General features: G+C 46.0%; 29 protein-coding genes and 1 pseudogene. 14 read left to right on the forward strand and 16 right to left on the reverse strand.

All coding sequences use genetic code 11. From position 1 onward, the window contains the following. Positions 1-113: 113 nt before the first annotated feature. From QT994_RS03400 to QT994_RS03410, 3 genes are all read right to left on the reverse strand, one after another. Positions 114-557, reverse strand: a complete 444-nt coding sequence (locus tag QT994_RS03400) for a hypothetical protein (protein WP_333049411.1) — start codon at positions 555-557, stop codon at positions 114-116. A gap of 78 nt (positions 558-635) precedes the next feature. Next, complete coding sequence (locus QT994_RS03405) at positions 636-818, reverse strand: CsbD family protein (RefSeq protein WP_333049413.1); 183 nt, start codon at positions 816-818, stop codon at positions 636-638. A gap of 384 nt (positions 819-1,202) precedes the next feature. Next, on the reverse strand, positions 1,203-1,409 hold the full coding sequence (locus tag QT994_RS03410; RefSeq protein WP_333049415.1) for a hypothetical protein: 207 nt from the start codon (positions 1,407-1,409) through the stop codon (positions 1,203-1,205). Positions 1,410-1,964: 555 nt separating this feature from the next. Here QT994_RS03410 and urtA point away from each other — a divergent pair. Continuing rightward, the gene (urtA, locus tag QT994_RS03415; protein WP_333171783.1) at positions 1,965-4,892 is read left to right on the forward strand and encodes an urea ABC transporter substrate-binding protein; all 2,928 of its coding nucleotides are present in this window, start codon (positions 1,965-1,967) and stop codon (positions 4,890-4,892) included. Between the two features lie 98 nt (positions 4,893-4,990). On the opposite strand, the gene QT994_RS03420 is transcribed toward urtA, so the two are convergent. Beyond that, complete coding sequence (locus tag QT994_RS03420; RefSeq protein ID WP_333171785.1) at positions 4,991-5,473, reverse strand: hypothetical protein; 483 nt, start codon at positions 5,471-5,473, stop codon at positions 4,991-4,993. A gap of 184 nt (positions 5,474-5,657) precedes the next feature. Between QT994_RS03420 and uvrB the strand changes: the two genes are divergently transcribed. Further along, positions 5,658-7,670 (forward strand): excinuclease ABC subunit UvrB, encoded by a 2,013-nt coding sequence (uvrB, locus tag QT994_RS03425; protein WP_333049420.1) that lies wholly within the window; start codon positions 5,658-5,660, stop codon positions 7,668-7,670. Positions 7,671-7,742: 72 nt separating this feature from the next. On the opposite strand, the gene QT994_RS03430 is transcribed toward uvrB, so the two are convergent. From QT994_RS03430 to QT994_RS03450, 5 genes are all read right to left on the reverse strand, one after another. Next, positions 7,743-8,111 (reverse strand): type II toxin-antitoxin system PemK/MazF family toxin, encoded by a 369-nt coding sequence (locus tag QT994_RS03430; RefSeq protein WP_333171787.1) that lies wholly within the window; start codon positions 8,109-8,111, stop codon positions 7,743-7,745. 8 nt (positions 8,112-8,119) lie between these two features. Beyond that, the gene (locus QT994_RS03435; RefSeq protein WP_333171789.1) at positions 8,120-8,521 is read right to left on the reverse strand and encodes a hypothetical protein; all 402 of its coding nucleotides are present in this window, start codon (positions 8,519-8,521) and stop codon (positions 8,120-8,122) included. 108 nt (positions 8,522-8,629) lie between these two features. Next, a complete protein-coding gene (locus QT994_RS03440) occupies positions 8,630-9,298 on the reverse strand; it encodes a hypothetical protein (protein WP_333171791.1) in 669 nt (222 codons plus the stop codon). 119 nt (positions 9,299-9,417) lie between these two features. Continuing rightward, entirely contained in the window at positions 9,418-9,615 is a 198-nt protein-coding gene (locus tag QT994_RS03445; protein WP_333171793.1) for a hypothetical protein, read from the reverse strand. A 182-nt stretch (positions 9,616-9,797) separates the two neighbouring features. Next, positions 9,798-10,835: an NADP(H)-dependent aldo-keto reductase gene (locus QT994_RS03450; RefSeq protein WP_333171795.1), complete on the reverse strand. Its 1,038-nt coding sequence runs from the start codon at positions 10,833-10,835 to the stop codon at positions 9,798-9,800. A gap of 209 nt (positions 10,836-11,044) precedes the next feature. Here QT994_RS03450 and QT994_RS03455 point away from each other — a divergent pair, with 209 nt between their 5' ends. The 5 genes from QT994_RS03455 (at position 11,045) to QT994_RS03475 (ending at position 18,181) form a co-directional block, all read left to right on the forward strand. After that, on the forward strand, positions 11,045-12,172 hold the full coding sequence (locus QT994_RS03455) for a DegT/DnrJ/EryC1/StrS family aminotransferase (RefSeq protein WP_333171797.1): 1,128 nt from the start codon (positions 11,045-11,047) through the stop codon (positions 12,170-12,172). 262 nt (positions 12,173-12,434) lie between these two features. Next, positions 12,435-13,310, forward strand: a complete 876-nt coding sequence (gene crtB, locus QT994_RS03460) for a cyanoexosortase B (protein WP_333171934.1) — start codon at positions 12,435-12,437, stop codon at positions 13,308-13,310. An 8-nt stretch (positions 13,311-13,318) separates the two neighbouring features. Beyond that, positions 13,319-14,029 (forward strand): cyanoexosortase B system-associated protein, encoded by a 711-nt coding sequence (locus tag QT994_RS03465; protein WP_333171799.1) that lies wholly within the window; start codon positions 13,319-13,321, stop codon positions 14,027-14,029. Positions 14,030-14,159: 130 nt separating this feature from the next. Next, positions 14,160-15,737: a polysaccharide biosynthesis/export family protein gene (locus QT994_RS03470; RefSeq protein WP_333171801.1), complete on the forward strand. Its 1,578-nt coding sequence runs from the start codon at positions 14,160-14,162 to the stop codon at positions 15,735-15,737. Positions 15,738-15,904: 167 nt separating this feature from the next. Further along, positions 15,905-18,181, forward strand: coding sequence for a lipopolysaccharide biosynthesis (locus QT994_RS03475; protein ID WP_333171803.1), 2,277 nt, complete (start codon positions 15,905-15,907; stop codon positions 18,179-18,181). A gap of 398 nt (positions 18,182-18,579) precedes the next feature. On the opposite strand, the gene QT994_RS03480 is transcribed toward QT994_RS03475, so the two are convergent. Continuing rightward, entirely contained in the window at positions 18,580-18,858 is a 279-nt protein-coding gene (locus QT994_RS03480) for a hypothetical protein (RefSeq protein WP_333171805.1), read from the reverse strand. A 445-nt stretch (positions 18,859-19,303) separates the two neighbouring features. Here QT994_RS03480 and lpdA point away from each other — a divergent pair, with 445 nt between their 5' ends. Next, positions 19,304-20,740, forward strand: a complete 1,437-nt coding sequence (gene lpdA, locus QT994_RS03485; protein ID WP_333171807.1) for a dihydrolipoyl dehydrogenase — start codon at positions 19,304-19,306, stop codon at positions 20,738-20,740. Positions 20,741-20,810: 70 nt separating this feature from the next. Here lpdA and QT994_RS03490 read toward each other — a convergent pair whose 3' ends face one another. Continuing rightward, positions 20,811-21,200 carry a HEPN domain-containing protein gene (locus QT994_RS03490; protein ID WP_333171809.1) on the reverse strand — a complete coding sequence of 130 codons (390 nt, stop codon included), beginning with the start codon at positions 21,198-21,200 and terminating at the stop codon, positions 20,811-20,813. Continuing rightward, entirely contained in the window at positions 21,197-21,523 is a 327-nt protein-coding gene (locus tag QT994_RS03495; RefSeq protein ID WP_333171811.1) for a nucleotidyltransferase domain-containing protein, read from the reverse strand. The genes QT994_RS03490 and QT994_RS03495 overlap by 4 nt, the downstream gene beginning before the upstream one ends. 86 nt (positions 21,524-21,609) lie before the next feature. Here QT994_RS03495 and QT994_RS03500 point away from each other — a divergent pair, with 86 nt between their 5' ends. Continuing rightward, entirely contained in the window at positions 21,610-21,933 is a 324-nt protein-coding gene (locus tag QT994_RS03500; protein WP_333171813.1) for a hypothetical protein, read from the forward strand. Positions 21,934-21,949: 16 nt separating this feature from the next. After that, a complete protein-coding gene (locus QT994_RS03505; RefSeq protein ID WP_333171815.1) occupies positions 21,950-22,402 on the forward strand; it encodes an SCO4402 family protein in 453 nt (150 codons plus the stop codon). Here QT994_RS03505 and QT994_RS03510 read toward each other — a convergent pair. Continuing rightward, the gene (locus QT994_RS03510) at positions 22,360-22,815 is read right to left on the reverse strand and encodes a hypothetical protein (protein WP_333171816.1); all 456 of its coding nucleotides are present in this window, start codon (positions 22,813-22,815) and stop codon (positions 22,360-22,362) included. The genes QT994_RS03505 and QT994_RS03510 overlap by 43 nt on opposite strands. Before the next feature lie 218 nt (positions 22,816-23,033). Then, positions 23,034-23,795 (reverse strand): lecithin retinol acyltransferase family protein, encoded by a 762-nt coding sequence (locus tag QT994_RS03515; protein ID WP_333171818.1) that lies wholly within the window; start codon positions 23,793-23,795, stop codon positions 23,034-23,036. A 160-nt stretch (positions 23,796-23,955) separates the two neighbouring features. Between QT994_RS03515 and QT994_RS03520 the strand changes: the two genes are divergently transcribed. Both QT994_RS03520 and QT994_RS03525 read left to right on the forward strand, forming a co-directional pair. Continuing rightward, complete coding sequence (locus QT994_RS03520; protein WP_333171820.1) at positions 23,956-24,135, forward strand: hypothetical protein; 180 nt, start codon at positions 23,956-23,958, stop codon at positions 24,133-24,135. 28 nt (positions 24,136-24,163) lie between these two features. Further along, positions 24,164-24,427, forward strand: a complete 264-nt coding sequence (locus tag QT994_RS03525; protein ID WP_333171822.1) for a type II toxin-antitoxin system Phd/YefM family antitoxin — start codon at positions 24,164-24,166, stop codon at positions 24,425-24,427. On the opposite strand, the gene QT994_RS03530 is transcribed toward QT994_RS03525, so the two are convergent. Then, positions 24,424-24,813, reverse strand: a complete 390-nt coding sequence (locus QT994_RS03530; RefSeq protein ID WP_333171824.1) for a XisI protein — start codon at positions 24,811-24,813, stop codon at positions 24,424-24,426. The two genes, QT994_RS03525 and QT994_RS03530, sit on opposite strands and share 4 nt — an antisense overlap. Then, positions 24,798-25,217, reverse strand: a pseudogene (locus tag QT994_RS03535) (element excision factor XisH family protein). Before QT994_RS03535 ends, QT994_RS03530 begins: the two are co-directional and overlap by 16 nt. A gap of 85 nt (positions 25,218-25,302) precedes the next feature. On the opposite strand from QT994_RS03535, the gene trpC reads away from it, so the two are divergent. Continuing rightward, complete coding sequence (trpC, locus tag QT994_RS03540; RefSeq protein WP_333171826.1) at positions 25,303-26,202, forward strand: indole-3-glycerol phosphate synthase TrpC; 900 nt, start codon at positions 25,303-25,305, stop codon at positions 26,200-26,202. Positions 26,203-26,552: 350 nt separating this feature from the next. After that, positions 26,553-26,798 carry a DUF5340 domain-containing protein gene (locus QT994_RS03545; RefSeq protein WP_041623669.1) on the forward strand — a complete coding sequence of 82 codons (246 nt, stop codon included), beginning with the start codon at positions 26,553-26,555 and terminating at the stop codon, positions 26,796-26,798. Positions 26,799-26,837 lie beyond the last annotated feature (39 nt).

A 26,837-nucleotide genomic window follows, 5' to 3' on the forward strand; every position in this document is an offset into this window, starting at 1 on the left:
AAATCTTTTCCAATCTAAACAACAGTTCGATCTCTACTTGAGATTTTTTCGCCTTCAAAAAACTGCGGAATATTAAACCGCCACGCGGCTGTTATTTAAGCTTTCTAACCAGGTCAAGACTTGTATTCAATTTGATTTGATTGCTGGTCGTACTTAGCCGTCAAAATCAGTTTTTTGTCAGGAGCGTAAACCAAAACACTTACATCCTGATTTGGGAAATTGCGGTGAAAACCTTGTGCTAAAGATTTGGCCAAATCTTTCACTTCTGTCGGCCGCACTTCCGGGGTAATTACAACTCCCAATTTGTTATTGTCGCGGACGTAAGCATCCTGAACCAAGCCCTTAGCCGTTTTTGTTACCCATTGACCAAAATCTTGACCTGTGGCGGTATTCCCGCGTTCTAGCTGCGCGTAATAACCCTGACTGCCACCAATTGCTACAGGTACATCAGTCGGTTTTTGGGCTGAAACGCTGGGCGCGCAGGCAGTAGTAACTACCAGCATTAATACCAAGACTAGGCCCGCAATTATTTTGCGACTCTGCTGCAATAAACTCACCTTTTTTCCTCCGTTCTGAAAACATTTGGAATACTTGAAAGGGTCAAGGTTGCTCGACCCTCTCAATTAGTATTAGGCTTAGTCTAGTTTCTTTTTGAGCTCATCTTTTACATCTTCGATCGCGTGACCCGCTTCAGCTTTTGCCTGCTTGGCTTTGCCTTCTGCTTTATCCTTCGGGTCGCCAGTAATATTGCCTAGGGCTTCTTGAGCCGCGCCTGCGATGTTGTTGCCAGTTGCCTTTGCTCTATCTTCAGTGCTCATTGGTTTCTCCCTATCTGTATCTAATCAGACATTTTTTACTTTATAAATTCATCATAGGTAACTAGGAGCGGCGTTGCACTCTACCTCTAGGAAGAAAGAATGAAGAACAAATCAAGATGGAATAGGGAAAAGTTATTTTTCTGTCTTGGACGGACTGCCACTTTCATACTTACCGGGTTTTTTACCGTTTCTGCTGGCTGCAATGAAGTATTTATGTGAAAAAACTGGTGGATAGTCACCCGTGCGTCCAAGACTTTTTTTTTTACAAAAAATACTTTGAAAGTATAAATTTTTATTTAATTCTGCCTTCTGCCTTCTGCCTTCAAAAAGCGAGTGTGGGCAAGACCGCATCTTACCCACACCCTAAAAAAATCGCTATTAGTTTTAATTAACCTTGGGAGGACATTCTTCATCTATTTTGTGCTGAAGTTCTTCTTTCAACTGTTCCACAGCGCGCATTGTTTGAGAATCCTTTTGTTTTTGCTCACCGAGCGCTTTTTCTGTTTCCTCACCCAGCAATATTTCTCTTGATTTTGGTAGCGTTACTTGAGTTTCGCTGCCAGGGTGGGTCGCATTTTCTTCAGTATTCATTAGTTTTTCCCCTATTGTTGGCAAAATTTATTTTTAACAAGGGTACTTAGAAGTTAACCTTAATTTTATTGTAAGGGAAATCACGAACACTGCCCTCTGCCTGAAGAAAGAGGGGCTGGGTAATAGTTAAAAGTACGGAGACTTCCATCTGCCGGAAGGGAGATAGGGGAAGGGGAAGACTGCGTGAGAGCTTGAAATTATTGATGACCTGCAAGGGTAATCCCGTGAATGAGTTGGGGAGAGGGGAGGAGCGGGGAGAGCGGGGGAGAGCGATAATTTTTATGCGGCGGGCGCACCATAACTACATTCTCTGGTTTGTTTGATGAGGTTGTTTCGAGATCCGTAAAAGATGAAGAGAGAAATAGGCGACAGATTTAATGCAGACTTAAGTCTGATGTAGAGCAGTTTGACCGTTAGAATCAACAAGGTGCCGCAATTGGCAAGTTGTGTGGCGCTTGGGTTAAATAATCTGCGAAACAAGACTTAGCCTCAAGGCTAACTTCGTGCCGGATCGAACTAAAATTTCTGTTATTAGTAAAAAGTATTTAAAACCGTATGGTAGCAAGGAGCAGTAACCCCCTCGCAGAAGCTGGCAGGACTCGTGAGCCGATCAAAATAGGCGTGTTGCATTCGCTGACGGGCACGATGTCCATCAGCGAAATTTCTGTTAAAGATGCGACGCTATTGGCTGTTGAGGAAATTAATGCGGCGGGAGGGGTACTCGGACGCCCCTTGGAAGCGGTTATAGAAGATGGAGCCAGCGATTTGCAGACTTTTGCTCAAAAAGCTAAGCAATTGCTCCTAGAAGCGCAGGTGTCGGTGGTATTTGGCTGTTGGACTTCGGCGAGCCGCAAAGCTGTACAGCAGGCTTTCGACCAGGGCAAAGGGTTGCTGTTCTATCCGGTGCAGTATGAAGGGCTAGAACAGTGTCCGAATATTGTCTACACTGGTGCTGCCCCGAACCAACAGATTGTGCCTGGGGTGAATTACTTGCTGGCACAGGGGAAGCGGAAAATTTTCCTGTTGGGTTCGGACTATCTCTTTCCTCGGACGGCAAATCGGATTGTGAAAGCTCAACTGGCGGCACTAGGGGGAGAGTTGGCGGGGGAAGTATATCTGTCGCTGGGATCGACGGAAGTGGGCGAGGCGATCGCACATATTGTAGCAGTGAAACCGGATGCTATTCTCAACACTCTCAACGGCGATAGCAATGTGGCTTTTTTCCAAAAGCTGCGGGAAGCTGGCTTGAAACCCGATGATTTGCCGGTGATGTCGGTCAGCGTAGCAGAAGAGGAAGTGCGGGCGATAGGGCCGTCCAATATTGCTGGACATTTGGTGGTTTGGAACTATTTTCAAACGGTGGATACACCGGAAAATCGTAAATTTGTCAAGGCTTATAAAGCCCGATACGGGGAAAATAGAGTCACGGATGACCCGATCGAAGCGGCTTATTTGGGCGTTTACCTGTGGAAGCAAGCAGTAGAAAAAGCTGGTTCTACAGATGTGGTTAAAGTCAGGGCTGCTGCTAAAAATATTGAGTTTGCAGCGCCCTCGGGCAAGGTAAAAATAGATGCTCAAACGCAGCATATCTGGAAAACAGTGCGGATTGGTAAAGTGCGGTCGGACGGTCAAATTGAGGAGATTTGGAATTCCGGCGCACCGGTTCGGCCAGATCCTTTTCTCAAAACCTATCCTTGGGCGGCGGCACTTGCTACGAGGGGGATTTCTCTTGGAACTCGGGCTTCTTTGATCGCGCTGTTTGTCATCTTGGTACTGATAACTTGGATGGCGGTGGGAATCGGGTGGATGGGTTCTGTGGAGATGAAGAACTATTTGCTGACAATAGACGCTGCCTCAGCTCCGGTGGCGGGGGTTCCAGAGGCAGCAATGGCGGTGCTGGTGCAGCAAACTCTGGCTTTGGTGAGCCGCACTCAGCACTGGCTGCTCGGGGCTTTGGTTTTGAGTTCGATCGCGGGGATAGTGGCTTTTGTGTCGGTGTCGGCAATTATTCGGAATCTCGGCTTGCTGCGGGAAACTGCCGAACAGATGGCGAGCGGTGATTTGACGGCTCGCTCGCCTGTGGTTTCTAATGACGCGATCGGCGTGCTATCTTCTACTCTCAATACAATGGCTCAGCAAATTAGCAGTTTGCTCAACGGTTTGGAAGTGCGACAGCGGCAGCTAGAGGAACGATCGGGCGAATTGGAAGTTGCTAAGAATGCTGCTGAAGCTGCCAACCGGGCGAAAAGCACTTTTTTGGCAAATATGACTCACGAGTTGCGGACGCCCTTGAATGCGATTATTGGGTACAGCGAGCTGCTGCAAGAAGAGGCTCTGGAACTCGGCGAAGAAGAGTTTGTGATGGATTTGGCAAGCATTAATATGGCAGGCAAGCAGTTGCTCACCATTATTAGTGACATCCTGGATATTTCTAAAATTGAAGCAGGAAAGATGACTCTTTTCTTGGAGACTTTTGATGTGTTGAATTTGCTCGAGCAGGTTGTCACTACTGTTCAACCCCAGCTAGGGAAAAATGGCAATACTTTGATTGTCAATTGCGATCGCAATATTGGCACGATATACTCTGATGTGTCAAAGCTGCGGCAAGCGCTGTTGAATTTGGTGACCAATGCTGCTAAGTTTACCGATCGAGGCAAAATTACGATTAATGTTTGGAAAGAAGAAGGGGAGGTTTTGCCGATCGGCAATTCCGAAGAACTCTCGGCAGATCCTTCTCGGTGTCAACAGCCTTCCATCGTCTTTCAAGTAACCGATACCGGCATCGGCATGACTGACGATCAGGTGTCGAGGCTGTTCGGAGCTTTCACTCAAGCGGACGATTCTACTACCCGCAAATACGGCGGCACCGGTTTGGGGCTGACAATTAGCCGGAGATTTTGCCAGATGATGGGCGGAGACATTACCGTTGAGAGCGAATTTAATTGCGGTTCTAGTTTTACGATCCGGTTGCCGATTGCGATTACAAGCCCGAAAGAAGCGCAGGACGATCTAGAAATCCCAGAAATTGAGGCCGAGCCTTCCCAGGATTTAGACACGAGTGCAGAAGCGACAGAAGCGAAGCAAAAAGCAGTGCGATCGCAACCGCTGGATCTGCCGGATGCTGCTACTGTGCTGGTGATTGACGACGATCCGGACGCGCGGGATTTGATGACTCGCTGCTTGTCGAAACAGGGATTTCGGGTGCGATCGTCGGCTAGCGGTCAAGGGGGGCTTCTCTTGGCTAAGGAGTTGCTGCCGGACGCGATTATTCTGGACGTGATGATGCCAAGTATGGACGGCTGGGCGGTGCTGTCGGCATTGAAAGCCGATCAGGATTTGGTTGATATTCCAGTGATTATGATAACTTTTTTGGACGACCAAAATCAGGGTTTGGAATTGGGAGCGGCTGAGTATGTGAGGAAGCCTGTGGATTACAAGCGCTTTGCTGCTTTATTGAGCAAATATCAGGGTATCGAGAAGTAGTTAGTTGACTGTTAGCAGTGGTTATTAGTTATTAGTTATTAGTTATTAGTTATTGGTAGCAGATGACAACTAACAACTAACAACTAACAACTGACTAATTAATCTAAAAAGCCCATTAATGTCGAGCTATCGTCAATTTCGTTTGAGGCAATGGGGCGGTTTCCTCCCATTGTGGAGTAAACTTCATCAATGTGCAGAGTGCTGATGCCAATAGGGCGGGCACCGGACATACTGAACATCTCGCTGACTTGCATGGCGCTGGAACCGATGGGGCGTCTCCCCACTGTCCCCACCACTTCCAACTCGCTGGATTCGACCGGGCGATTGCCTACAATGCCGTAGGTTTCGCTGATGTGCAGGGTGCTAGCGCCGATCGGGCGATTCCCCGACATCGAGACGGTCTCGCTGATGGTAAAATCGTCTGGGCCGACGGGGCGATTGTCATGCAGGTGTTGCGGCCGATAAAGTTGGATTCCTGTTGCTTTGGCATCCGTGGGTTCTGTTGGTTGGCTTTTGGAACTGCCTTTGCCGCGGCGGGCGATCGCTTTGCTTTTGCTTGTACCTGTACTGCTCGTATCCATAATTCTTTTCCTCGCTTATTTTTGGGCGTTGATTCCTGGGTGCGGACAACTGCTTTTGTGGGCTTTCTGCTTTCTATTTCGGCCGATGATTAAAATAATATTACAAAGTCTAACTATTTTTTTAACGAAATGGCAGAATCTCTGCATTTTTGTTAAGATTTATGGGTAATAGCTACATTTTCCTATGGTAACTGCGGCAGCATCTTTTCAATTGCAAGCGCCCTTCCAGCCCACAGGCGACCAACCGCTAGCGATCAAGCAACTTGTCAAAGGCATCGAAGCGGGCGATCGATTTCAAACCTTACTCGGTGCCACAGGTACGGGCAAAACCTTCTCCATTGCCTCGGTGATTGAAAAAGTCGGCAGACCCACCTTAGTCCTAGCACACAACAAAACCCTAGCAGCTCAACTGTGCAACGAACTGCGTAATTTTTTCCCCAACAATGCAGTCGAATACTTTGTCAGTTATTACGACTACTACCAACCTGAAGCATACATCGCCGTCACCGATACTTTCATTGAGAAAACGGCAGCAATTAACGACGAGATCGATATGCTGCGGCACTCAGCCACGCGATCGCTCTTTGAACGTCGTGACGTAATTGTAGTTGCTTCAATTAGCTGCATCTACGGTTTGGGAATGCCCGCAGAATACCTGAAAGCTGCTATTCCTTTGCGAGTAGGAATGGAAGTCAACCAGCGGCAAGTTTTGCGAGATTTAGTGAACGTCCAATACAGCCGCAATGACATAGATTTAGGCAGAGGCAAATTTCGCGTCAAAGGCGATGTTTTGGAAATTGGCCCCGCTTACGAAGATAGAATTATTCGCGTTGAATTCTTCGGCGACGAAATCGATGCCATTCGCTACGTTGACCCCGTAACAGGTAAAATCCTGCAAAGTTCAACCGCTTTAAATATTTATCCAGCTCGCCACTTTGTCACTGCAGAAGATAAATTAGAGGCAGCTTGCCAAGGAATAGAACTCGAATTAGAAGACCGACTGGCAGAATTTGAAAAACAGGGTAAACTATTAGAAGCTCAGCGGTTGGAACAGCGCACCCGCTACGATTTGGAAATGCTGCGCGAGGTAGGTTACTGCAACGGAGTCGAGAATTATTCGCGGCATTTAGCAGGGAGAAATGCGGGGGAACCGCCAGAATGTTTGATTGATTATTTCCCGAAAGATTGGATGTTGGTGATAGATGAATCTCACGTCACAGTGCCGCAAATTCGGGGGATGTACAACGGCGACCAAGCGCGCAAGAAAGTATTGATCGAACACGGTTTTCGTTTGCCCAGCGCGGCAGATAACCGCCCTTTAAAAGCTGAGGAATTTTGGGCAAAAGAAAATCAGTGCATCTTTGTTTCTGCTACGCCTGGGGATTGGGAAATGGAAATATCGGAAGGCAGAGTTGCAGAGCAAGTAATTCGCCCTACAGGAGTAATAGATCCGACAATTTTCGTGCGCCCGACGGAAGGACAAATTGATGATTTGTTGGGGGAAATCAAGGAGAGAGTAAGTCGGGACGAGCGAGTTTTGGTGACGACTTTAACCAAGCGGATGGCGGAAGATTTAACCGAATATTTGCAGGAGAGGGCTATTAAAGTCCGGTATTTGCACTCGGAAATTCAGTCGATTCAACGCATCGAAATTATCCAAGATTTGCAGGATGGTAAGTTTGATGTATTGATTGGTGTTAACTTGCTGCGGGAAGGTTTGGATTTGCCGGAAGTTTCGCTGGTGGTAATTTTGGATGCGGATAAAGAGGGGTTTTTGCGATCGGGACGTTCGTTGATTCAAACGATTGGAAGGGCGGCGCGGCACGTTCAGGGACAGGCTATTTTGTACGCGGATAATTTGACGGATAGTATGGTTAAGGCGATCGACGAAACGGATCGACGCCGGGGGATTCAGCTAGCGTACAATAAGATGCACGGGATTACGCCGCAGCCGATCGCGAAAAAGCGATCGAGTAATGCGATTTTGGCATTTTTGGACGTGTCGCGCAAGCTGAATTCTCAACAGTTGGAGGAGGTTTACGAACAGGTAAACGAGTTATCTTTGGATGAGATTCCTCAGTTAATTGGGCGGTTGGAAGCGCAGATGAAGGCGGCGGCTAAGAAGTTGGAGTTTGAGGAGGCGGGTAAATTGCGCGATCGTATTAAGCATTTGCGGGATAAGCTATTGGGACATTAAGCTTGTTGTCAGGGAATTGAGGGGGATTTTTAACAGCAGATGCACGCAGATAAACGCTGATGAAGGGATAATTCAAAAGCCAAACATGGCTTTTAGTCCATTGGCGATCGGCTGATACTCTTCTGCGGTTAAACTGCCAAGATACCGCAATACTCGCCGGATATCTACAGCGCGTACTTGATCGAGCAATACTATCGAGTCGGCGGTTAGATTTCCCACTCCAGCCTGAAGACTTGGGTATAAAATTGGATTTTGTGCAGTCCAATCTCCTGATTGTCTGGTAATCGGCACAACAATCACAAGCTCAAAACGTATCATACCTGTGTTGCTTGGCCTCCCCACTACTACAGCAGGGCGTATTCCTTGCTGTTCGTGAAGTGTAGGCGTTTGAGGAGGGAAATCAACCAGTAAAATATCGCGAATGGTGAATCTATTAGCCACGCTTATTGCTATACCCTTTCGTCTTCAAGAATAACAGCACCTACTCCCGGTATATAGCGCACGGGTTGACCAAGTTTCATGGGGTCTACATCTCCCCAATCATAGGGAGGAATTTCATTATCGACGAGGTAAAGTTGACGCCAAGGCGATTTTGCCAATGCTTCCTCGGAAATGTCAGGAAAAAATATTAGCACTTCTGGGATGCCAACTGGAAAACCATTGAGTTTGCTCAAGCCATCTATAATGGCGGCTAAGACGGATAAGTCTAGGTGGCTGAGGTTTTCGGCTTTTTCGATCAGTTGGTATACGGTTTTAGGATTGAGTGTTTCGCCGACAGCTTCGACTAAGTTTTCGGGGGTGAAACCTCGACATTTCAAGTATTCGGCTAGTTGTAAGCGAATTGTACTCATGGGTTTAGTTGAGAAAGATTTTAGGGTCAAGTGCGATCGCCTTTTACCATTTTCCTATTTTTAGGGAGGAAAAGGGCAAGCGAGGGAAGATTGTTAAATTTATTAATGTCATGTCTTATTTTGTGCGGATATCGGCTCCCCAAGTTCCTCTACCTCTTTGTCTTCGCGTAGATAGAAAACTATCTCGCTATCCGGGATAGAAAACACTCTCAATAACTTGTGGATACTGTCACGAATCGAGTTAGCTGACAAATTTGTTTCAAAGTAGAGCCCGCCAGCAATATTTTCAGGGCATTTCATCGAATCCGGGGTAAGAGCAACATAAACTTTATCTTTCCGGCGACCTTTGGCAAACCCACTTTCGGGCAGTTGGTTAAAAATATCGGGAGATTTATCCGATAGATGTTTGATCGTTTTCCTGTATATTGCCTTCCATGTATCCCCTGGATATATTTGATTTTCCAGTTTCATTCCGCAGGGTCGCTTATAGCAAAAATCCTCATTGATACTGTGGGCTTGGTTCTCGTTATACTCAAAATTTTTGTTGTCTCGCCCCTGATTTATAGTATCGTGAATCGGCGTGCTAGAGTCATTCAAGAGACTGATCTTTTCAAACTGTACAAGAGTAGAACCTATATTTTGAACGACTTGACTAAAAGTATCGATTTGCTCGTTATACTCCTTCTTTAAGCAGTAGCCCCAATCCAGTGCTTCGGAGTCGTTATGGTCAATACTCAGCCAAATATCATCAGACAAAGCCAGCAAATCTTCGCTCAACTGTTCTAGGGCTATTTTGATCTTGCTGATTCTCGTGTTCATTTTAAGCTTAATTGATAATAATCCTATTAGGATTATAGTCGATAGTAGCCGAGCGCCCAAAACACCCACAAAACCAACTACTTGCTCAATACCACAGCATCCGTACTGCTACCAAAACCCGGACGAATAAATTCCTCCTTCTCTTCAAGCGTGATGTAACCCTTATCTACAGCTAGCTGCATCACTTCCTGAAGAAAACCTCTCAGCGCATCTAATACTTGAGTGCGATCGCATTCAAAAACCTTTTCCCAACCAGAAGTTGCAAACTTCCTCAACTAAAACTTACGCAGGGGAACTCAGAAACTGGGTTTTTTGCGATAAAACTTCGTTACAGCCGGCAGATTCACTAAAAAAAACCCGATTTTTTTGGCGGAGTGCGTAAGTTCTGTTTATGTAATTTTCGCATATTAAAGTGGTAAGTTGGGTTTTGTTACCTCAACCCAACCTACTAATAAACTTACGGTGTCGGATTAGGATATTTAGCGTGTACCGCATCGATTTCCGCTATAATCTCCCGATCCAACTTCACCTCCAAACTACCGATATTTTCCTGCAACTGTTCGAGACTTGTTGCACCGATAATTGTGCTAGTTACAAACCAGCGCGATCGCACATACGCCAAAGCCATCTGCGCTGGACTTATCCCATGTTTCCCCGCAATCTCAACATACGCTTTCACCGCATCGTTCAGATTAGTTTTATCGTAACGCTGACCAAATCCCGCAAATAAAGCCAACCTAGAATTTTCGGGAATTCCATTCAAGTATTTACCCGTTAACAGTCCAAACCCCAAAGGACTGTAAGCCATCAATCCCACATTTTTAAAACGGCAAGTTTCTGCTAAATTTAGGTGAAATGTCCGATTGCTCAAACTGAAAGCATTCTGAATCGAAACAACTTTCGGCAAACTGTGTTTTTCCGCCAACGTGCAAAACTCGCAAACTCCCCAAGGCGTCTCGTTGCTCAAACCTAAATAGCGGATTTTTCCAGCTTTAATCAAGTCAGCAAATACCTCTAACTGTTCCAAAATCGGTACAGTTTCGTGCTCTTGGGCGATGTCGTAATCCGGGGCACCAAATAGCGGCACGTAGCGATCGGGCCAGTGGATCTGATAGAGGTCGATGTAGTCAGTTTGCAAGCGCTTCAGGCTGTCATTCAGGGCTTTTTCGACATTTTGGCGATCGATCTGATTTTTCCCTTCCCGAATCCACTTTAAGCGAGTGCTTCTGCCCGCTACTTTAGTCGCTATAATGACTTTATCCCGCTGCTGTTTCGTCAACCATTCCCCGATATATTCCTCGGTTTTTCCCTGAGTTTCCGCCTTTCCAGGGACGGGATACATTTCTGCCGTATCGATAAAGTTGATTCCTCTATCGATCGCCAAATCGAGCTGTTGGGCCGCTTCTGCAACGGTGTTCTGCTGGCCGTAAGTCATCGTACCCAAACAAATTTTAGATACTGATAAGTCGCTGTCGCCGAGTTTTTTGTATTCCATGATTGCGATTACTTCCTGCAAAATTCTCTGCTTCTATATTACCGAAAAAGTTGAATTTAGTTGCTCACTCAAAAAAAACGACATGAGGCGCAGCTATTCTGTAAAAAAGATCCATTTTCTCTATGCTACTCTGCGCCCTCGGCGGTTAAAATATTTGAAAAGCTATTTGCCCTTAAATGTTAATATAAATAATTACGTCCTGATAGTTTATGAGTAACCGCCAGCCCAAAGTTCCGTTTGTAAATCTCTCCTTGCAACACCAACCAATCCAATCCCAAATAGCAGAAGCAATTAGAAAAATTATCGAGCAAGGAGACTTTATTTTAGGCCAAGCAGTCGCGGAATTTGAAACAGCATTTGCAGCAGCTTCTGGAGTACAATACGGCGTAGGAGTGGCTTGCGGAACTGATGCGATCGCACTGGGGCTCCAAGCTTGCGGCATTAATCCGGGCGACGAAATTATCATACCCGCTAACACTTTTATCGCCACCGCGATCGCCGTCCTCCAAGCCAAAGCTATACCTATTCTTGTAGATTGTGACCCGGAAACCGCCCTGATTGACCTCACAGCAGCCGAAACAGCAGTTACCTCGAAAACTAAAGCAATTATCCCCGTGCACCTTTACGGTCAAATGGTATCGCCTGGGCAGCTTTTAGATTTTGCTAACCGCCACGATTTAATCATATTTGAAGATGCCGCCCAAGCGCACTTAGCCGAGAGAGAAGGATACCGCGCGGGTTCCATTGGTAAAGCAGCAGCATTCAGCTTTTATCCCAGCAAAAATCTCGGTTCTTTTGGCGACGGCGGGATGTTAATTACTAATGATGCACAACTCGCAGAAAAAATGCGAACTCTCCGCAATTACGGAGCACCCAGTAAATATTTGCACACAGAAATCGGCAGCAACAGCCGCCTCGACAATTTGCAAGCCGCCGTGCTCAATGTTAAATTGCCTTATTTAGAAAAATGGAATCGCGATCGCACCGCCGCTGCTCAACACTACAATACTCTACTAGCACCATTGAAACACAAAGGCATTGTACCGATCGCCAACCACAGCAGCAGCGGTCACATTTATCACCTCTATGTTATCAAAATTACTGAGGAAAGCTCGATCGACCGCAACATTCTTCAGGAAAAACTCGCCCAACAGGGCATTCAAACAGGTATACACTATCCCGTACCTTGTCACCTGCAACCCGCCTACCAAAACTTAGGCAATCGGGGCGACTTCCCCCACGCAGAAACCCTGTGCCAACAAATTTTATCATTGCCAATGTATCCCGGATTGAGCAATACTCAGATCGAGCAAGTTGTTCGGGCGATCGAACTATAGCAATCCTAAATCATTTTTGAATTTCTTACTCCCTCCCCTTAGTAAGGGGAGGGTTGGGGTGGGGTAAAAAATTTACGACTCCTGCAAGGATTGCTATATCATTGAATTGCTAATTTTTTATAAAACTTATGCTGGAGGTGTTTCAAGTAGTAGGGTGCGGTTCTCCAAGCGTTTTGGTGGGGAATTAACAAATCTTTAACTCACAGTTTAAAACCCGAAAGCGTTGCGAATCCAGCGCGGCAATCTTAAAACTTCTCAAACCATGCACATCCAGCGCAGAATTCGCATTGTTTTCAAGCGATACCTCCTGGGGGAAGGTATCACGGTGCTGCTAGTGCTGCTGTACGCCCCCCTGCTAGTACACTGGTACGACGGCTGGCTCAACAAAAGCATCAGCATCGAACACGAATATTTCAGCCACGGACTAATTGGTTTGCCCTACGCAGCTTATATTGCTTGGATGAACCGAAAGTGCTGGCGCAGCTTGCCCAACTCACCGCATCCTTTGGGAGGCTTTTTGCTGGTACTAGCGACGCTTTTTTATCTGAGTCGCTTGAGCGATTTAGTAAATTTATCCCTCCCCGTAATGCTGGCAAGCATTTGCTTATCTTTAAAAGGAATTCCCGGCTTACAATTGCAGGCGAGGCCCCTTTTATTCGTATTTCTGGCCTCGCCGAACCACATTCCTTACCTCATAGAACCCTACGCCTTGCCCTTACAGCAATTCATTGCTGAAACATCAGGCTGGATATTAATTAAGATTGGTATCAACGTGAGAGTGGAAGAAATTTATCTGTACGTAAACGAGCGCATTGTAGAAGTTGCTCCGCACTGTGCAGGCTTAAAAATGCTGTTTACCAGTCTTTATGTCAGCTTAATTCTGCTGGATTGGACTGGAGTTTGGAACTCTCGCAAAAAAAGCCTTTTGTTTTTAGTTAGTACATCCATTATTAGCATCACTTCCAACATTTTCCGCAACACTGTACTAACTTACTTTCACGGAACCCACAGAGAGGCGCTTTTTACTTGGCTGCACGCCGGATGGGGAGGAGATTTGTATTCTGCTTGTATACTAGGGTTATTGGTACTTCTCCTCAACGGGATGGAAAAGTATTTCCCAAGTCAGTCTGGCAATTAATAAAACAGATGATTTCAGCACAGAAACTACTGCGACGGTATCAATTATCTAAAATTATGGTACTGGTGTTTTTGCTGGTATTAGTTGGAGCAGTAGCAATTCCCGGCTACGCGACGGGAAGGTGGCCTTGGACAAACCCACCAACCCTTGCCAACCTTAAGCAATTAAGAAGTTTGCGCCAAAACGGGATAAAAATTCCTGGGTGGCAGGTTATAGCCGTTCAGAATAACGTCCAAATTGGCGGTCACAGATGGTTAGTTGAAGAAATTAAAAATGATCGCACAATTGCCATTTTATTGCTGTTGCCTCAAAATTACCCCAAAAACCAGCCCCAAGTGGAATGGCTAGATATCGATGGATTTCACCGATGGCAAACCGATTCTCATCGCACTTTGAGGTTTACAGTTAAATTAACACCAATACCCGGCCAGCCACCGCCTACTGTCGAGGCGAGGTTTTTCCGAAGCTGGACTCCCCAACAAACTTTTGCTGTCGTGCAGTGGTACGCTTGGCCTAACGGTGGTTCTCCAGCAACCAGCCGTTGGTTTTGGGAAGACAGCATTGCTAGACTCTCGAACCGCCGCGCGTCTTGGGTTGCTGTCAGTATCATCCTTCCCATTCAACCGCAGGGTGAGATTAAGATAGCTCAACCATTGATGGAATCTCTGGGCAAAATTGTTCAGGCTAAATTAATTACAGAAACTTTTCGGTTTCAGTAAGCAGGTAGGTGCAAATAAATCAGCCTAGGGCGTGGGCCGGTTTTGCCAAAATCAACTGCTTCCTAGTAAATATCCGGATTCAACTCGCCCCTCAAATATCTTATTGTTTTTTCTCCTCGCTATATGTTAGATGAAACTTACACATCAGGTCATTATTCAAAATATTACTTTTTTAAATCCTCTCAAAATGCGGGAAAAATCCACAATTAAAAATCGCCTCGCTTTTTCCTTGGCAGGTCTGTATTCAACTGCTTGGACTCTATCTTTTGCTGCTGTATTCTGGGGTTTTAATAGCAAAAATTTTTCGGAAACGGCTTTAGCTCAATCTGTTGTTCCAAGAGACGAGAAACTCGTGGCGCCACCGCCCTTGCGGGTCCCGCCACCGCCACCTGCCAACTTTAACCGGGATATTAACCCAGCTTTTCGCAATCGGCCCTACCGCCTGGGCCCGGGAGACCAGATTTCTGTTCAAGTTCAGCGCTTCCCAGAGCTAGGTTTTACGGGTGCAATCAGCCCTGAAGGGGTAATTGTACTGCCGCTAATCGGAACAGTAAATGTGCGTGGTCTTACCGTCGAAGAATCACAGCAGCGCCTCCGGGAGCGCTTTGGCCAATTTATCAAAAATCCTCAAGTCTCTGCTGCTTTGCTGATTCAGCGCCCGGTAGTGGTGACGGTGACGGGGGAAGTGGCCAGACCGGGTTTTTATCCACTGCAAACCCCCCAGCTTCCTGCGGCTCTGGCGGCTGCTGCTGGGACTAATCCTACGGCGGAACTGCGAGGGGTGCGGGTGCGGCGGACTCTACCGGGAGGTGCTGTCGTGGAGCAAGTTGTTGATATTTTGACACCGTTGCAAACTGGTATTGCTCCGCCGGATTTGCGTTTGGAAGATGGAGATGCGATCGTCGTACCGTATAAACAGGTTACGCCCGATCGCAAATCCGATCAAGATTTAGCATCCAGGTACAGCCTCGCTGCTGCTGCTGTTCCCGTCCAAATCACTGTCACCGGAGAAGTCAGCAAACCGGGTTTTTACACGCTTCCGGCGGGTTCTGGTCGAATTTCGGCTGCTTTGCTGGTTGCGGGGGGAGTCACGGGAAAAGCCGATTTACGGGCTGTGCGAGTGCGACGGACTACGGTAGACGGCTCCTCGGTGGAGGAACCAATCGACCTCTACACTCCCCTAGCAAACGGTAACGATTTGTTCGATTTTCCTTTGGCATCGGGAGATGTGATTGTCATCCCGGAATTGGACGCTAGTACCAAAAACCTAGACTACGACAAAGCTCTGGTTTCGCGGTCTACTCTGATTAAACCCAGGATCTACGTTCGAGTTTTGAGTTACGCTAGTGGTGGTTTGACCTCGTTCTACGTAGAAAATGGCAGCAGGTTTTTGGATGCTCTCAACAACTTGCCTGTTAATCTTGCTGACTTGCGGAAAATAGCCCTGATTCGGTTCGACGAAAAGCAAGGTAGAGCAATCAACCGTTCGATAGATGCTAAAGCTGCTTTGGAGGGCAATGCTTCTCAGAACCCGATGCTCGAAGATAATGATGTGATTGTGATTGGTAGGAATTTGATAGAGCGCATTGGTTATGTAATCAATACTTTTACTCGACCATTCCGCGATACTTTGGGATTTATTCTGTTCTTTGAGCAGTTGAGAAATGGGGTAACAGATTTGTTCGGTCCCTCACGTAATAATAAATAGGTAGTCATACTATTTTCGATTTGTGATTTTCGATGGGGAATGACTTATGCGATATGCGTTTACAACTTACCTACAGTTGCAGCTTTTTGAGAAATGGGTATCATTTGTCAGCAATCATTAGTTATCGTTAACAATTAGCAATCTAAAATCTAAAATCTAAAATCCTTATGACTTTATCCGTTGTTAAACGTTATTTAATTGCTTTCGACCAATACAAGTGGGTGGGACTGGCTACTCTCGCGGTGACTGTGGGCGTGTCGGGAGTAGTGGCTGTGCAGCCAAAGGCGGCGCCAGTTTACGTTGCAATAGGTACGCTGGCTTACGACAGACCGAGCGTGATTTTTTCATCGACTACTACTAAAATTCAACAGGAAGGACAAGAAATAACTAAAGATATGCTGCTGGATACAAGGGTGATTAAACCAGCCGCAGAAAAACTCATCAAACCCGAACAAAAATTAAACCAAGAAGAATTGGCAAAAAAAGTACAAGCTTTGGCTAAAAAGTTAGCAAAAGATGTGCAAGTAAAGATGCCCAGTAAGAATAATGACCCCAGTGCTTTGATTCAAGTATTGTACAAAAATGCCGATCGCCAAAAAGCAGTAAAGGTAGTAGAGACGCTGATGCTCGAAATGGTGGCTCGCAGCGAAACTCTTAATACTTCTAGACTGCGTGACACGATCGCCCAAATTAACAAGCGTTTGCCGAAAGTAACTGAGGAACTCCGAGAGACGGAAGCAAAACTTGAATCCTACGAAAAACGAGAAGGAACTTCAATTTTAGCAGCTCAGAGCGGTGCTTTGCCGCAAGCGATTACCACCAGCCAACAGCAGCAGCGGCAACTCCGCGTGCAGTTGGGAGGAATTGAAGCTCAAATTAATAGTTTGCAGGATCGCTTGGGATTGAATGTGGAGCAAGCTTACGTCGCTCAAGCACTCTCTGCCGATCCAATTATTGCCCAACTGCGAGTGCAATTGTTTTCGATCGAATCTCAGCTCAAAATTCTCCGCAGCGACTTGCAGGAGGAACACCCGAAAATTGTAGAATTGCTCAAACAAAAACAAGCTTTTGAGCAGCAGTTGCAGCAGCGGCAATCTGAGGTGCTCGGCGGTAACGGGGTGGCTGCTCCGCTCAGAAGTGCCGATCGAATTCGGGTAGACTCTTCTTTAGATCCGGCCAGACAGCAGTTAGCTCAAACTTTGATTGCTTTGCAAACGCAGCGGGATGCGGCGCAACAGCAACTCCAAGGAATCGAGAAAACTGAAAAAGAATTGCGTCGGGAACACGCCACAATCCCCAACAAGCAGTTAGAACAAGCCCGTTTGGCCCAGCAAGTGGCGTTCAAAAAAGCTCTCTACGACAAGATGCAGTCGGCTTTGGTAGATGCTGAGGCGGCGGTAGCTGAGACAACGGGGAGTTTGAGAATCGCCCAATGGCCGCAAACTGATGACGTTGAGTCAAACAAGAGAGGTTTGCCGGTGATGCTGGCGGTGGGGGGATTTGTGGGATTGCTGCTGGGCGGCGGATTGATATTTTTGTTGGGGATGCTCAACGGCAAGTTTTACAGTTGGGAAGAAGTGCGGGCGGCTTTGGTGGAAAAAGAGGTGCCGATACTGGCAGTTTTGCCTGAAGTGACGGTGTTTGATTCTTACGGCGATGAAATGCCGCTCGCCCTAGAGGTAAATTCTCCCTATTTGGAATTTTATGAGCGGTTGCGTACTAATTTGCGCCGGATCGGGAGCAAACCTGTGAAGGTGGTGTTGCTGACTTCGGCGGCGCCTTTGGAGGGGAAAAGTTTTAGTGCTTATAATTTGGCAATTGCGTCGGCTCGATCGGGTAAACGGACTTTGCTAATTGAAGCAGATTTGCGATCGCCTTCTAACGTTGAATCTTTGAAAATTGCTCCTGATCCTCTGGCGACTGTGGAACCTTTGCACTATTACGGCAATATTAGCGAGTGCGTCCTTTTGGTTGCAGAGGTAGAGAACCTATACGTCGTGCCGAGTCCCGGCTTTTTGCGGCAGGCTTCCGCCGTACTCGAATCAAGCGAAATGCGGAGGTTGTTTGAGGATGTTCGCAACCGCTTTGATTTTGTGGTGGTGGATTCTCCGGCTTTGAGCGAGTGCAACGACGCGCTGACGCTGGAACCGTACACGGACGGTATGATTTTGGTGGCGCGGCCTGGTTACACTTTGTCTAGTATGTTGTCTGAGGCGGCAGATCAGTTGCTGGAATCTGAGGATGAGGAGTCGCATAAATCCGGGCCGCGGCTATTGGGAGCGATTATTAACGGTGCTGACATTCCGGTCAAGTTCCGCAATGATCTTGATGAATTGGAGTTGCCTTTGAGTGCGATCGGCGATCGGGCGATCGAAGTGCGATCGAGGGAATTACCGCAGCAGTCAAAGCCTAAAAATAAGGCTATTAATAGTAAATTGAGATAATTTATCTGGCTTGATTCTGTAAAGCAATCCTCAACGAAATATGAATATATTGTAGGTTGCAACCTAAGCAGCTTCTGCAGAAAGCACCGGTAACAGTCAGTCGATTTTAGATTTTAGATTTTAGATTTTAGAATCGACTCCACAGATGAATCTGGGAGGCGGAACTTGGGTCTAAAATTTTGCGATCGGGGCGACTCCTGTCTTCAAGCAAGTATTAGTTTTTGGGCGATTTCAACAGTCAACAGCCAGTCGATTTTAGATTTTAGATTTTAGATTTTAGATTGAAAAATTGACTCCACAGATGAATCTGGGAGCTGGAAATTAGGTGTAAAGTTTTTCGCTTGTCAACCGTCAACAGTCAACCGTCAACAGTCATTACTGGAAAATGTGTCATCGCACTATTGATTGGATTCCGGGCGTTTCTGGTGTTTGCTCTGGATGAACTGTTCCAAATCGGCGATCGCATCTTCAAAATCCGACAAATTAATTTTCGCAGGTCTAGTCTTCTTCGGCAAACTCGAAGACTGACTCGAAGACTTAGCCGGAGGCGGTGGAGATTTAGGTTGTGCAGCTTGAGTGCTGTTCGATTCTATAGAATCGAACAATTCATCCAGGGACTCAAAAAATGATTGAGCCGAGGCCCGGCGTAAATCTTTCTGGTCGTCGTCATCCGTCATAAGCCACTCCATAGGGTCTAAAATTTGCCAACAAAGTCTGTCCGCCCCGGCGCGTGCAGATATTTGAGATGAAAACCGACTAAAACAAGCAGAAGGACAGAATTTAACCGGGCGATGGGAATGCCTGTGGCTGAACTTGCTGCCCCATATAAAACCTGCAGCGGGCATTGTCAGCCTTCAAACTATATTTAACTGTACACCCGCCTACTGAGTGATTTGAGACTTGGTGCAGACCCAGCTCAAAATCATTGACCCTGAAAAAATCTCAGTTACGGCTCTTTCGTTGTCTAATTAACCCTAGTCTAGTCGAGAATAAGGAGACAGGACTTATGCAACTATTACCGCTGTTCAAAGGTTGCGATGGCAACGCGCCACCTCGAAAGGACGGAGAGACGGTGTTTTTTGCTTGAGTCCTAAGATTTCAAAGGCATTAGGAGATTTTAAGGTGACTCAGGGATTTGATTACGATTTAGCAATTATCGGCGCTGGCGTGGGCGGACACGGGGCGGCCATACACGCGGTTAGCTGCGGGCTGAAAGTGGCAATTATCGAAGCAGGGGACATGGGGGGGACTTGCGTCAACCGCGGCTGCATTCCCTCGAAGGCGCTGTTGGCGGCTTCCGGGCGGGTGCGAGATTTGCGGAATGCCCACCACCTAAAGACTTTGGGAATTCAATTGGGCAGTGTGGATTTCGATCGCGGGGCGATCGCCAATCACGCTAACACTATTGTTAGCAAACTTCGTGGCGACTTGACCAACAGCCTCAAACGTTTGAACGTCGATGTCATCCAAGGTTGGGGCAAAATTGCCAGTGCTCAAAAAATTACCGTCGAAACCGATAAAGGCGAGAAAACTATTACCGCCAAGGATATTATTCTCGCTCCCGGTTCTATTCCCTTCGTCCCCCCCGGGATAGAAATTGACGGCAAAACTGTATTTACCAGCGATGATGCTGTCAGGTTGGAATCGCTGCCGAAGTGGATCGCAATTATTGGCAGCGGTTATATCGGTTTGGAGTTTTCGGATATTTACACGGCCCTAGGCTGCGAAATTACGATGATTGAAGCTCTAGATCAGTTGATGCCGACTTTTGACCCGGATATTGCTAAGTTAGCAGAACGAGTTTTAATTGCACCCCGCGATATTGAAACAAAAGTAGGTGTTTTGGCGAAGAAGATTACTCCTGGTTCACCGGTCATTATTGAATTAGCTGATTTCAAGACTAAAGAAATTGTCGAAGTTTTGGAAGTTGATGCTTGTTTGGTAGCAACTGGTCGGGTTCCGGTGAGCAAGAATTTGGGGTTAGAAACTGTTGGCGTGGAAACGATGCGCGGTTATATCCCAGTTAACGATAAGATGCAGGTTTTGGCGGCGGGAGAACCGGTCCAAAATTTGTGGGCGATCGGCGATGTTAACGGCAAAATGATGTTAGCGCATTCTGCGTCTGCTCAGGGAATTGCTGCGGTGGAAAATATTTGCGGCCGTCCCCGCGAAGTTGACTATTTGAGTATCCCGGCGGCGGCGTTTACTCACCCGGAAATTAGCTATGTGGGGATGACGGAACCTGCGGCCAAAGAGTTAGGAAAAGCTGAAGGGTTTGAGGTAGCTTCTGTCAAGACTTATTTTAAGGGAAATTCTAAGGCTATTGCTGAAGGGGAAACCGACGGTACGGCTAAGGTGATTTACCGGAAAGATACTGGGGAGTTGTTGGGAGTTCACATTTTCGGTTTGCACGCTTCGGATTTAATTCAGGAGGCGGCAAATGCGATCGCCCAGCGCGATTCTGTGAACACTTTAGCATTCCGAGTTCACACTCACCCGACGCTTTCGGAAGTGTTGGATGAGGCGTTTAAACGGGCGGCTGGAGCGGGTAGTCATTAATTTGTAGGGGCTGTTTTCTTGTTTTATATCCCTGGCTTCTTGAAGAAGTCGGGGATTTCGGTATTCTGTTTTAGGGCGGTGGTAGAGTGCCGATCGCATTTTGGGCTAATTCGAGAAATTGCTCAGCTTGGGCGATCGAATCTGCGGCTTGATCGCTGGTAACGGCATCAAGTTCGCCGTAATCTCCAGCATTTCGCAATTCCTGAGCTCTGATGAGGTATTGGTGAAACTTAACAGGAACTCTTCCTGTACGAGCAAATTCTCGGCCAAAGGCGCTAATGACTGCGGAATGTTTAGAAAAAGATAACCCTTCCCCTTCTAAAAATGCTTCGGCAATATAAAACATCGTGTAGTACGCGCGAGAGGCTGCATAATCCGGGTATTCGCCATCTAACATTAACTTAGCCGCTGAAAGGCTTTGACGAGCTTTTGCGAGTAAGTTTAATTGAGCAGATGTCATATTAAAATTCCCTCTTTACGGATATTTCTGAGCAAAGGGCTTTGATAATTAGTGAATTTTTCTTCATTCATGAACTGGCAGCTAATCACTTCATCATTTTGCAGCGACAAATCTGCTACAATCTGAAGAGTTCTATCAATTTCTTCGCCTGCTTGAACTGGCGCTTTGAGAACTACTAAAACATCTATATCTGAGTCGGGATGTGCATCGCCTCTGGCTTGGGAACCGTAGAGCACCATTTGCGTGAGCCGATCGCCGTAGAGTTGCTCGAAGTGCGATCGTAACTGAGTTAGGATGGTCTTGAGTTTATCGTTAATACTCATATTAGTGATAAATTATTTAAGGTCGATATATCCTCTGTGCTAAAATTGGTGTCTAGGAACAGGATTAAGCATAAACCAGGTGCGAGGTGATTTCAAGTCAAGATTGGACATTTCCCGAAGCAGCCAGCCAGAAAATACCCGAATCCTGGGGCGATGCACAGCCAAACAAAAAGAAACCAGGTTGGCGGTGGCAAGATCCAACAAATCAGGGAAATGGTGTAAGGATTGACAAAGGGGATGCAGATAGCCGTTTTCCTTCTCAACAGGTAGACCACGTTATTCTTAGAAAAGACGGTCAAGTTATCGGTAAAAATGGTCAACCCATTGCAGGTAGCATCAAAAATAATCCCACAGAAGCTCACATCCCTTTAGATGAATGGTTGCAATGGCAAACCTGGTACGCACCTTAGTAAAGGAGAAAGTTGTATGGTAAAGTATCCGAAAATGAGAGAGGAGTTATTAGAAACTCTCCGAAGTTTGGCAGATAGAGAATATCAACATAAAGCTTGGCTAGAGAGCGATTATCCGCCCGGTATTGATTGCGACAGTTTTGATGAGGCGGTTCATTTTCTTTACGACGATACAGTGCTGGCAGAAAACCCGAATGCGGCAATCGGAGTAATTATTGAAAATGAAAAAGAAGCCCGCTTGATCTCAGCAGTTTGTCAGGCTATAGACTTAGTTTTTGAGGCGTTGGGGACAGGAGCTTCTGATGAGGAGTATATTAAATCTTCTGAGTGGACAAGCGTAGTTGAGGCGGCATCGAGAGCGTTGCAGGCGATGAAATTCAATCGCAGGAAAAGGTTTAAGTTAAAGTGCGATTCCCGACGGGATAGCTACCCTTCACGCACTTTAGGCAGAATGCTGCAAACTGGCTGAATTTTGGCAACAACAAAAGGGGATTCGATATCGATCGACCAGTTTTCATCAATAACTTTGAGATTGGCGTCTAAAATTAGAGTCAGTTCGCCAATTTCATCATCGCCATCATCGCTAACCAGGTTGTTTTCGCCAGCAGATAAATCGGCTTTGAGTAAAAATTTAAGTTTAATCCAGTGAGAAGTGCAATGGTTGTTGATGATATTTGTGCCGATTGATCGGCTGATTAACTCAGCATAGGTTGGATGAATGAAAGCTATTTCTTCATAAAACTTATTGCTATCCCAGTAACCGCGTATTTTGTAATTACAGGATTCTAGATGTTTCTCGATCAGGTGATTCAGGGCTATCGGTGCTAATAGTTGAGCAAGTTCATCCCAAATTTGGTGATTGGTCACAGTTACTGCATTCATCAGATTCCATTGGGTTGTCTGCGATCGGGATTCTTTCGTTATACCAAATACCCCACTCCGATTTTCTCCTACTCACTATAGTTTGTCTTATCAATGGTTGTCAAAGCGGTAAAAATCCCCTATGGTGTTAGAGAAACAGAATTAGTGATACTCAAAAAAAGAGCGATCGCACTTCAATCATATAAGAGCGATCGCTCTTTCAGCAGCTAAATCAATTTTCACTCGCCTTGGAGTAGGTGATAAGTACCTAAACCAATTGCTATACCTAATACTGCGGGAGCCGCAACAGCAGCAGCAATTGCAACGCTACCACCAACCGTAGCAGCAGCAATACCTCCGCCAACACCTCCAATTGTTGATGCGACTTGTCCTGCTATTCTTCCATTTTTTCGTGCTTCACGTTCACGTTCCGTCAAAGCTTCATCATCTTCAAGCATTTTACCAACTATAAAATCAGCAGCAACTCCACTGGCTATACCACCTACACCTACAATACCAGCAGCCGCTTTACCAGCTACAGCAGGCGCTTGTTTCAGCCCTACATTGATGAGAAATTTAGATATAGGGTTGGCAGATTGAATCGCAGCTTCAGTTGCGATTTCAATTGCAACCTTGGTTCCTGTGCCAATAGCTATTCCTTGAAATAAACCAGTAACTCCACCTTGAGCTTGTTCGACTTGTTCACTCTTATATTTTCCTGTTTTGCACCAATAAGCAAAATGCTCACAATTATTGCTGAAAATGTCATATCCTTTTTCGCCTAACCTGCCCTCTGCTCGTCTGACTACTGAATCATCTGAATAACATTTTCCATACTCCTTTACATTGATTTTGTTTCCTGATGCAAAATCATTTTTAGAAATACGACAAATTTTTTCACCCCCACGCCTTCCGAAATGAATAACACTATCATCGCCACAGTCTATCCCGTGATGAGTGTATCCAACGTGTTGAATGTAGATATGATCGCCTTTTGCCATAGCTTGTAACTAGGTGAGGTTCAATAAGTATTGAATATCACAGATAATCTGGTTCAGTCAATACGGGAAAACACTTAGACGCTCTGCAAGAAGTGAAAAATAGTGGCAACAATGATTCAAGATTTATTTAATGGCATCCTAGCGAAATTTTTGAGAGAATATGCAATTATTTCGATCGCAACTCTTGAAAGTTATGCAATCCTTGGGACGGCGTTCATTAGTTGAAAAAATCCCGGAGGGCGATCGCACATTTTTCACCCTTTGCCCGATCCTAAAAGAGTATGTCAAAACTAACTATTCCCGCCCAAACATAGAAAAAGAAGCCCGATCGCCTTTATAATATCCTTAGTATTGGGAAGCCAAAAACCATGTCACTCACACAAACCCAAGTAACCTATACTGAAGCTTTGGCCAATCTTGATGAACTGTGCGAACAAGTCATAAGCGATCGCGATGCCATCATCATCACCCGCAAAGACGGCGAAAACGTAGCCTTAATTGCCACTGACGAGTTGGCAAGCTTATTGGAGACATTACACCTACTGCGCTCGCCCAAAAACGCCGATCGCTTATTAAGTGCTCTGAAACAGGCAAAAGCCAGAACTGTCAAACCTCTGCCTTACTCTACCTAGGCCGATCGCACAGCAGATTCAGCAACAATTTCTTCATCTTTGTCGCTCAAACCAGTTCCAAATTCAGTATATTGTCGCACTTGAGGATGCCTAAAACCGAGTACAATATCTTCTTGAGAAACACCTGCCGCCAGTAAATCAGTCGCCACTCCTTCTTCAGTATCATCATATTGAATCCAAATTTTATCTCCGATTAAATCAAGGTGGATTGGTGTGGCGTGAAGGTACTGGTTCTCATTCCAACCAATATCCAAAACTAAATATCCTCCTCGTTCATCATCAAATAACATTTGAGAATGATAGCCATCAGGTATAGTATTGCGGAAGTTAGCGTGTTCCTGAAGTATGGTTTTGATAATTTCTTGGTATCTCAATCGGGTATCCATTGAAGTATTGCCTCACTTTTTTTATCAAAAACAATCAGTTTAACTGTCTGATTTTTCAATAACACTTTCCCTAATTCTATAGAAAATACACTATTAAAAACCTCCTCAGAAATAGCAAGATAGAGTTTTCTATCGCTCTGCATTTCATTAAGCACATGGCGGTAAAGAACTTACTGTCCCAAAGCCTGTTCCAAATCTTTTACATCCGAGCGTCCCACAAAACTCTTGACCTCAACAACAATTTTTTGGGTTCCTTTTTCCGCATTAATTAGACGCTCTGCACCCAAGTCTGCTGATAAACGCTTGCGACCAATTTGCATGGGAAATGGATCGTGAGTAATTGTCCAGCCATCCTTTTGTAAGGCACGCTTAACTGTCTCGTGATATATATCTTTAGCTGACACGTGTTAGCTCTCAGGCTAGGAGGATTTACTGTAACTATTATATAATACTTTTAAACTTGTTACGATCGCCCTTTATCCCCCTATCATGCTTCAAATCCGCCGTCGTCCCCCCAGCACATCAGTCTCCGTCCTCTACCTCAGCTACCAAATCGCCGTACCCGACGCCGAACCCCGGCACATCCTCGAAGAAATCGTCTGGGAAAAAGAAGCTGAAGTCGCCCAAAAGCGCGATCGCACTCCCTTATCCGATCTTCACAAAAAACTACCCTTTGCACCGCCAACCCGCGACTTTCTTGCCGCCCTTAAAAACGGCAAAACCACACCCGCTATCATCGCCGAAGTTAAAAAAGCTTCCCCCAGCAAAGGTGTAATTCGCGAAGATTTCGACCCGGTGGCGATCGCCCTAGCTTACCAACAAAACGGCGCCAGTTGCATCTCCGTACTCACCGATGAAAAGTTCTTTCAAGGCAGCTTTGAAAACCTAGCTAAAATCCGTGCCGCCGTCGATTTACCCTTACTTTGCAAAGAGTTTATTATCTATCCCTACCAAATCTATCTCGCCCGCGTTCACGGCGCTGATGCCGTACTGTTAATCGCAGCTATTCTATCTGACAAAGACTTACAATACTTTGTAAAAATTGTCAAGAGTTTGGGGATGACAGCTTTAATAGAAGTTCACACTCTCGAAGAACTCGATCGAGTATTAACCCTAGAAGGTGTCAACCTGATCGGTATCAACAACCGTAACCTAGAAGACTTTTCCGTCAGCTTAGAAACCACCAGCCAACTATTAGCCTCGCGCCAAACCGAAATCCAAGCAAAAGGCATCCTCATCGTCAGCGAGTCAGGAATCCACACTCCCGACGACCTCGCTCAAGTTGCCAGCGCCGGAGCAGAAGCCGTCCTCATCGGCGAATCTCTGGTCAAGCAGCCCGATCCGGGTGCGGCTTTAGCCTCCCTTGCCGATCGCCCTCCCAGCCTGTGAAAGGCGAGACCGCTTGACAAACCACCCTTAATTCTGATAAAAAATGATTAAGTAGGTAAATAATGAGAATTTCTAGCCTGCATCGACTCAAGCGCTACTGTAAAAAAGAAATAGCACTGAAAGCTATATTGCATAGAAATATTTTGCCAGAAAGCAATTAAATCTATTCTGTAAGCCTGTCGATCGCAAAATTTAGCGTGTACAACGCACCCAGCCCCGAATATTCGATCGGCAAAGCAGGGCTTTTTGTACGGTTAGAAAACAAATAAAAAATCGGGCATCTAATGTTCACCTGTGATGCCTCATGCAATTGCAATGGGGTGTCGGTTCGCTGAGGTATATTAGCTTTCATGGAGCCAATCCCCCTTCCTTCGTACATTCATTATGAATTGCTACTTCAATTGTTAGAGCGCAAAACGATGTTTGCTGTCAGTCCACAATCGCCGCAGCAACAACAAGTGCACCAACTTATTATTACACTGCGTAAAGCCCTTGCCATTCAAAAGCAATTAGAACAAAGCTGCGAGCGATCGAACTTAGCGGTAGAACATCGCTGGTCTCTAAATGAAATTAACCACAAGGGAGTTAAAAGTTAAAAAAGTTAGAGTAGCGACGTGACGTATCGTATTTGATTT

Source organism: Microcoleus sp. S13_B4, assembly GCF_036700885.1.
Lineage (GTDB): Bacteria > Cyanobacteriota > Cyanobacteriia > Cyanobacteriales > Microcoleaceae > Microcoleus.

What these genes read in the sequence shown, in the direction of transcription:
- QT994_RS03475 (WP_333171803.1), top strand. Translation starts at nt 15,905, where the DNA reads ATGACTTTATCCGTTGTTAAACGTTATTTAATTGCTTTCGACCAATAC.
- QT994_RS03435 (WP_333171789.1), bottom strand. Translation starts at nt 8,521, where the DNA reads ATGAGTACAATTCGCTTACAACTAGCCGAATACTTGAAATGTCGAGGT.
- QT994_RS03520 (WP_333171820.1), top strand. Translation starts at nt 23,956, where the DNA reads ATGCAATTATTTCGATCGCAACTCTTGAAAGTTATGCAATCCTTGGGA.
- QT994_RS03495 (WP_333171811.1), bottom strand. Translation starts at nt 21,523, where the DNA reads ATGAGTATTAACGATAAACTCAAGACCATCCTAACTCAGTTACGATCG.
- QT994_RS03530 (WP_333171824.1), bottom strand. Translation starts at nt 24,813, where the DNA reads ATGGATACCCGATTGAGATACCAAGAAATTATCAAAACCATACTTCAG.
- QT994_RS03465 (WP_333171799.1), top strand. Translation starts at nt 13,319, where the DNA reads ATGATTTCAGCACAGAAACTACTGCGACGGTATCAATTATCTAAAATT.
- QT994_RS03490 (WP_333171809.1), bottom strand. Translation starts at nt 21,200, where the DNA reads ATGACATCTGCTCAATTAAACTTACTCGCAAAAGCTCGTCAAAGCCTT.
- crtB (WP_333171934.1), top strand. Translation starts at nt 12,435, where the DNA reads ATGCACATCCAGCGCAGAATTCGCATTGTTTTCAAGCGATACCTCCTG.
- QT994_RS03470 (WP_333171801.1), top strand. Translation starts at nt 14,160, where the DNA reads ATGAAACTTACACATCAGGTCATTATTCAAAATATTACTTTTTTAAAT.
- QT994_RS03405 (WP_333049413.1), bottom strand. Translation starts at nt 818, where the DNA reads ATGAGCACTGAAGATAGAGCAAAGGCAACTGGCAACAACATCGCAGGC.
- QT994_RS03420 (WP_333171785.1), bottom strand. Translation starts at nt 5,473, where the DNA reads ATGGATACGAGCAGTACAGGTACAAGCAAAAGCAAAGCGATCGCCCGC.
- QT994_RS03455 (WP_333171797.1), top strand. Translation starts at nt 11,045, where the DNA reads ATGAGTAACCGCCAGCCCAAAGTTCCGTTTGTAAATCTCTCCTTGCAA.
- QT994_RS03480 (WP_333171805.1), bottom strand. Translation starts at nt 18,858, where the DNA reads ATGACGGATGACGACGACCAGAAAGATTTACGCCGGGCCTCGGCTCAA.
- QT994_RS03505 (WP_333171815.1), top strand. Translation starts at nt 21,950, where the DNA reads ATGGTAAAGTATCCGAAAATGAGAGAGGAGTTATTAGAAACTCTCCGA.
- urtA (WP_333171783.1), top strand. Translation starts at nt 1,965, where the DNA reads ATGGTAGCAAGGAGCAGTAACCCCCTCGCAGAAGCTGGCAGGACTCGT.
- QT994_RS03525 (WP_333171822.1), top strand. Translation starts at nt 24,164, where the DNA reads ATGTCACTCACACAAACCCAAGTAACCTATACTGAAGCTTTGGCCAAT.
- uvrB (WP_333049420.1), top strand. Translation starts at nt 5,658, where the DNA reads ATGGTAACTGCGGCAGCATCTTTTCAATTGCAAGCGCCCTTCCAGCCC.
- QT994_RS03510 (WP_333171816.1), bottom strand. Translation starts at nt 22,815, where the DNA reads ATGAATGCAGTAACTGTGACCAATCACCAAATTTGGGATGAACTTGCT.
- QT994_RS03450 (WP_333171795.1), bottom strand. Translation starts at nt 10,835, where the DNA reads ATGGAATACAAAAAACTCGGCGACAGCGACTTATCAGTATCTAAAATT.
- QT994_RS03545 (WP_041623669.1), top strand. Translation starts at nt 26,553, where the DNA reads ATGGAGCCAATCCCCCTTCCTTCGTACATTCATTATGAATTGCTACTT.
- QT994_RS03410 (WP_333049415.1), bottom strand. Translation starts at nt 1,409, where the DNA reads ATGAATACTGAAGAAAATGCGACCCACCCTGGCAGCGAAACTCAAGTA.
- trpC (WP_333171826.1), top strand. Translation starts at nt 25,303, where the DNA reads ATGCTTCAAATCCGCCGTCGTCCCCCCAGCACATCAGTCTCCGTCCTC.
- QT994_RS03515 (WP_333171818.1), bottom strand. Translation starts at nt 23,795, where the DNA reads ATGGCAAAAGGCGATCATATCTACATTCAACACGTTGGATACACTCAT.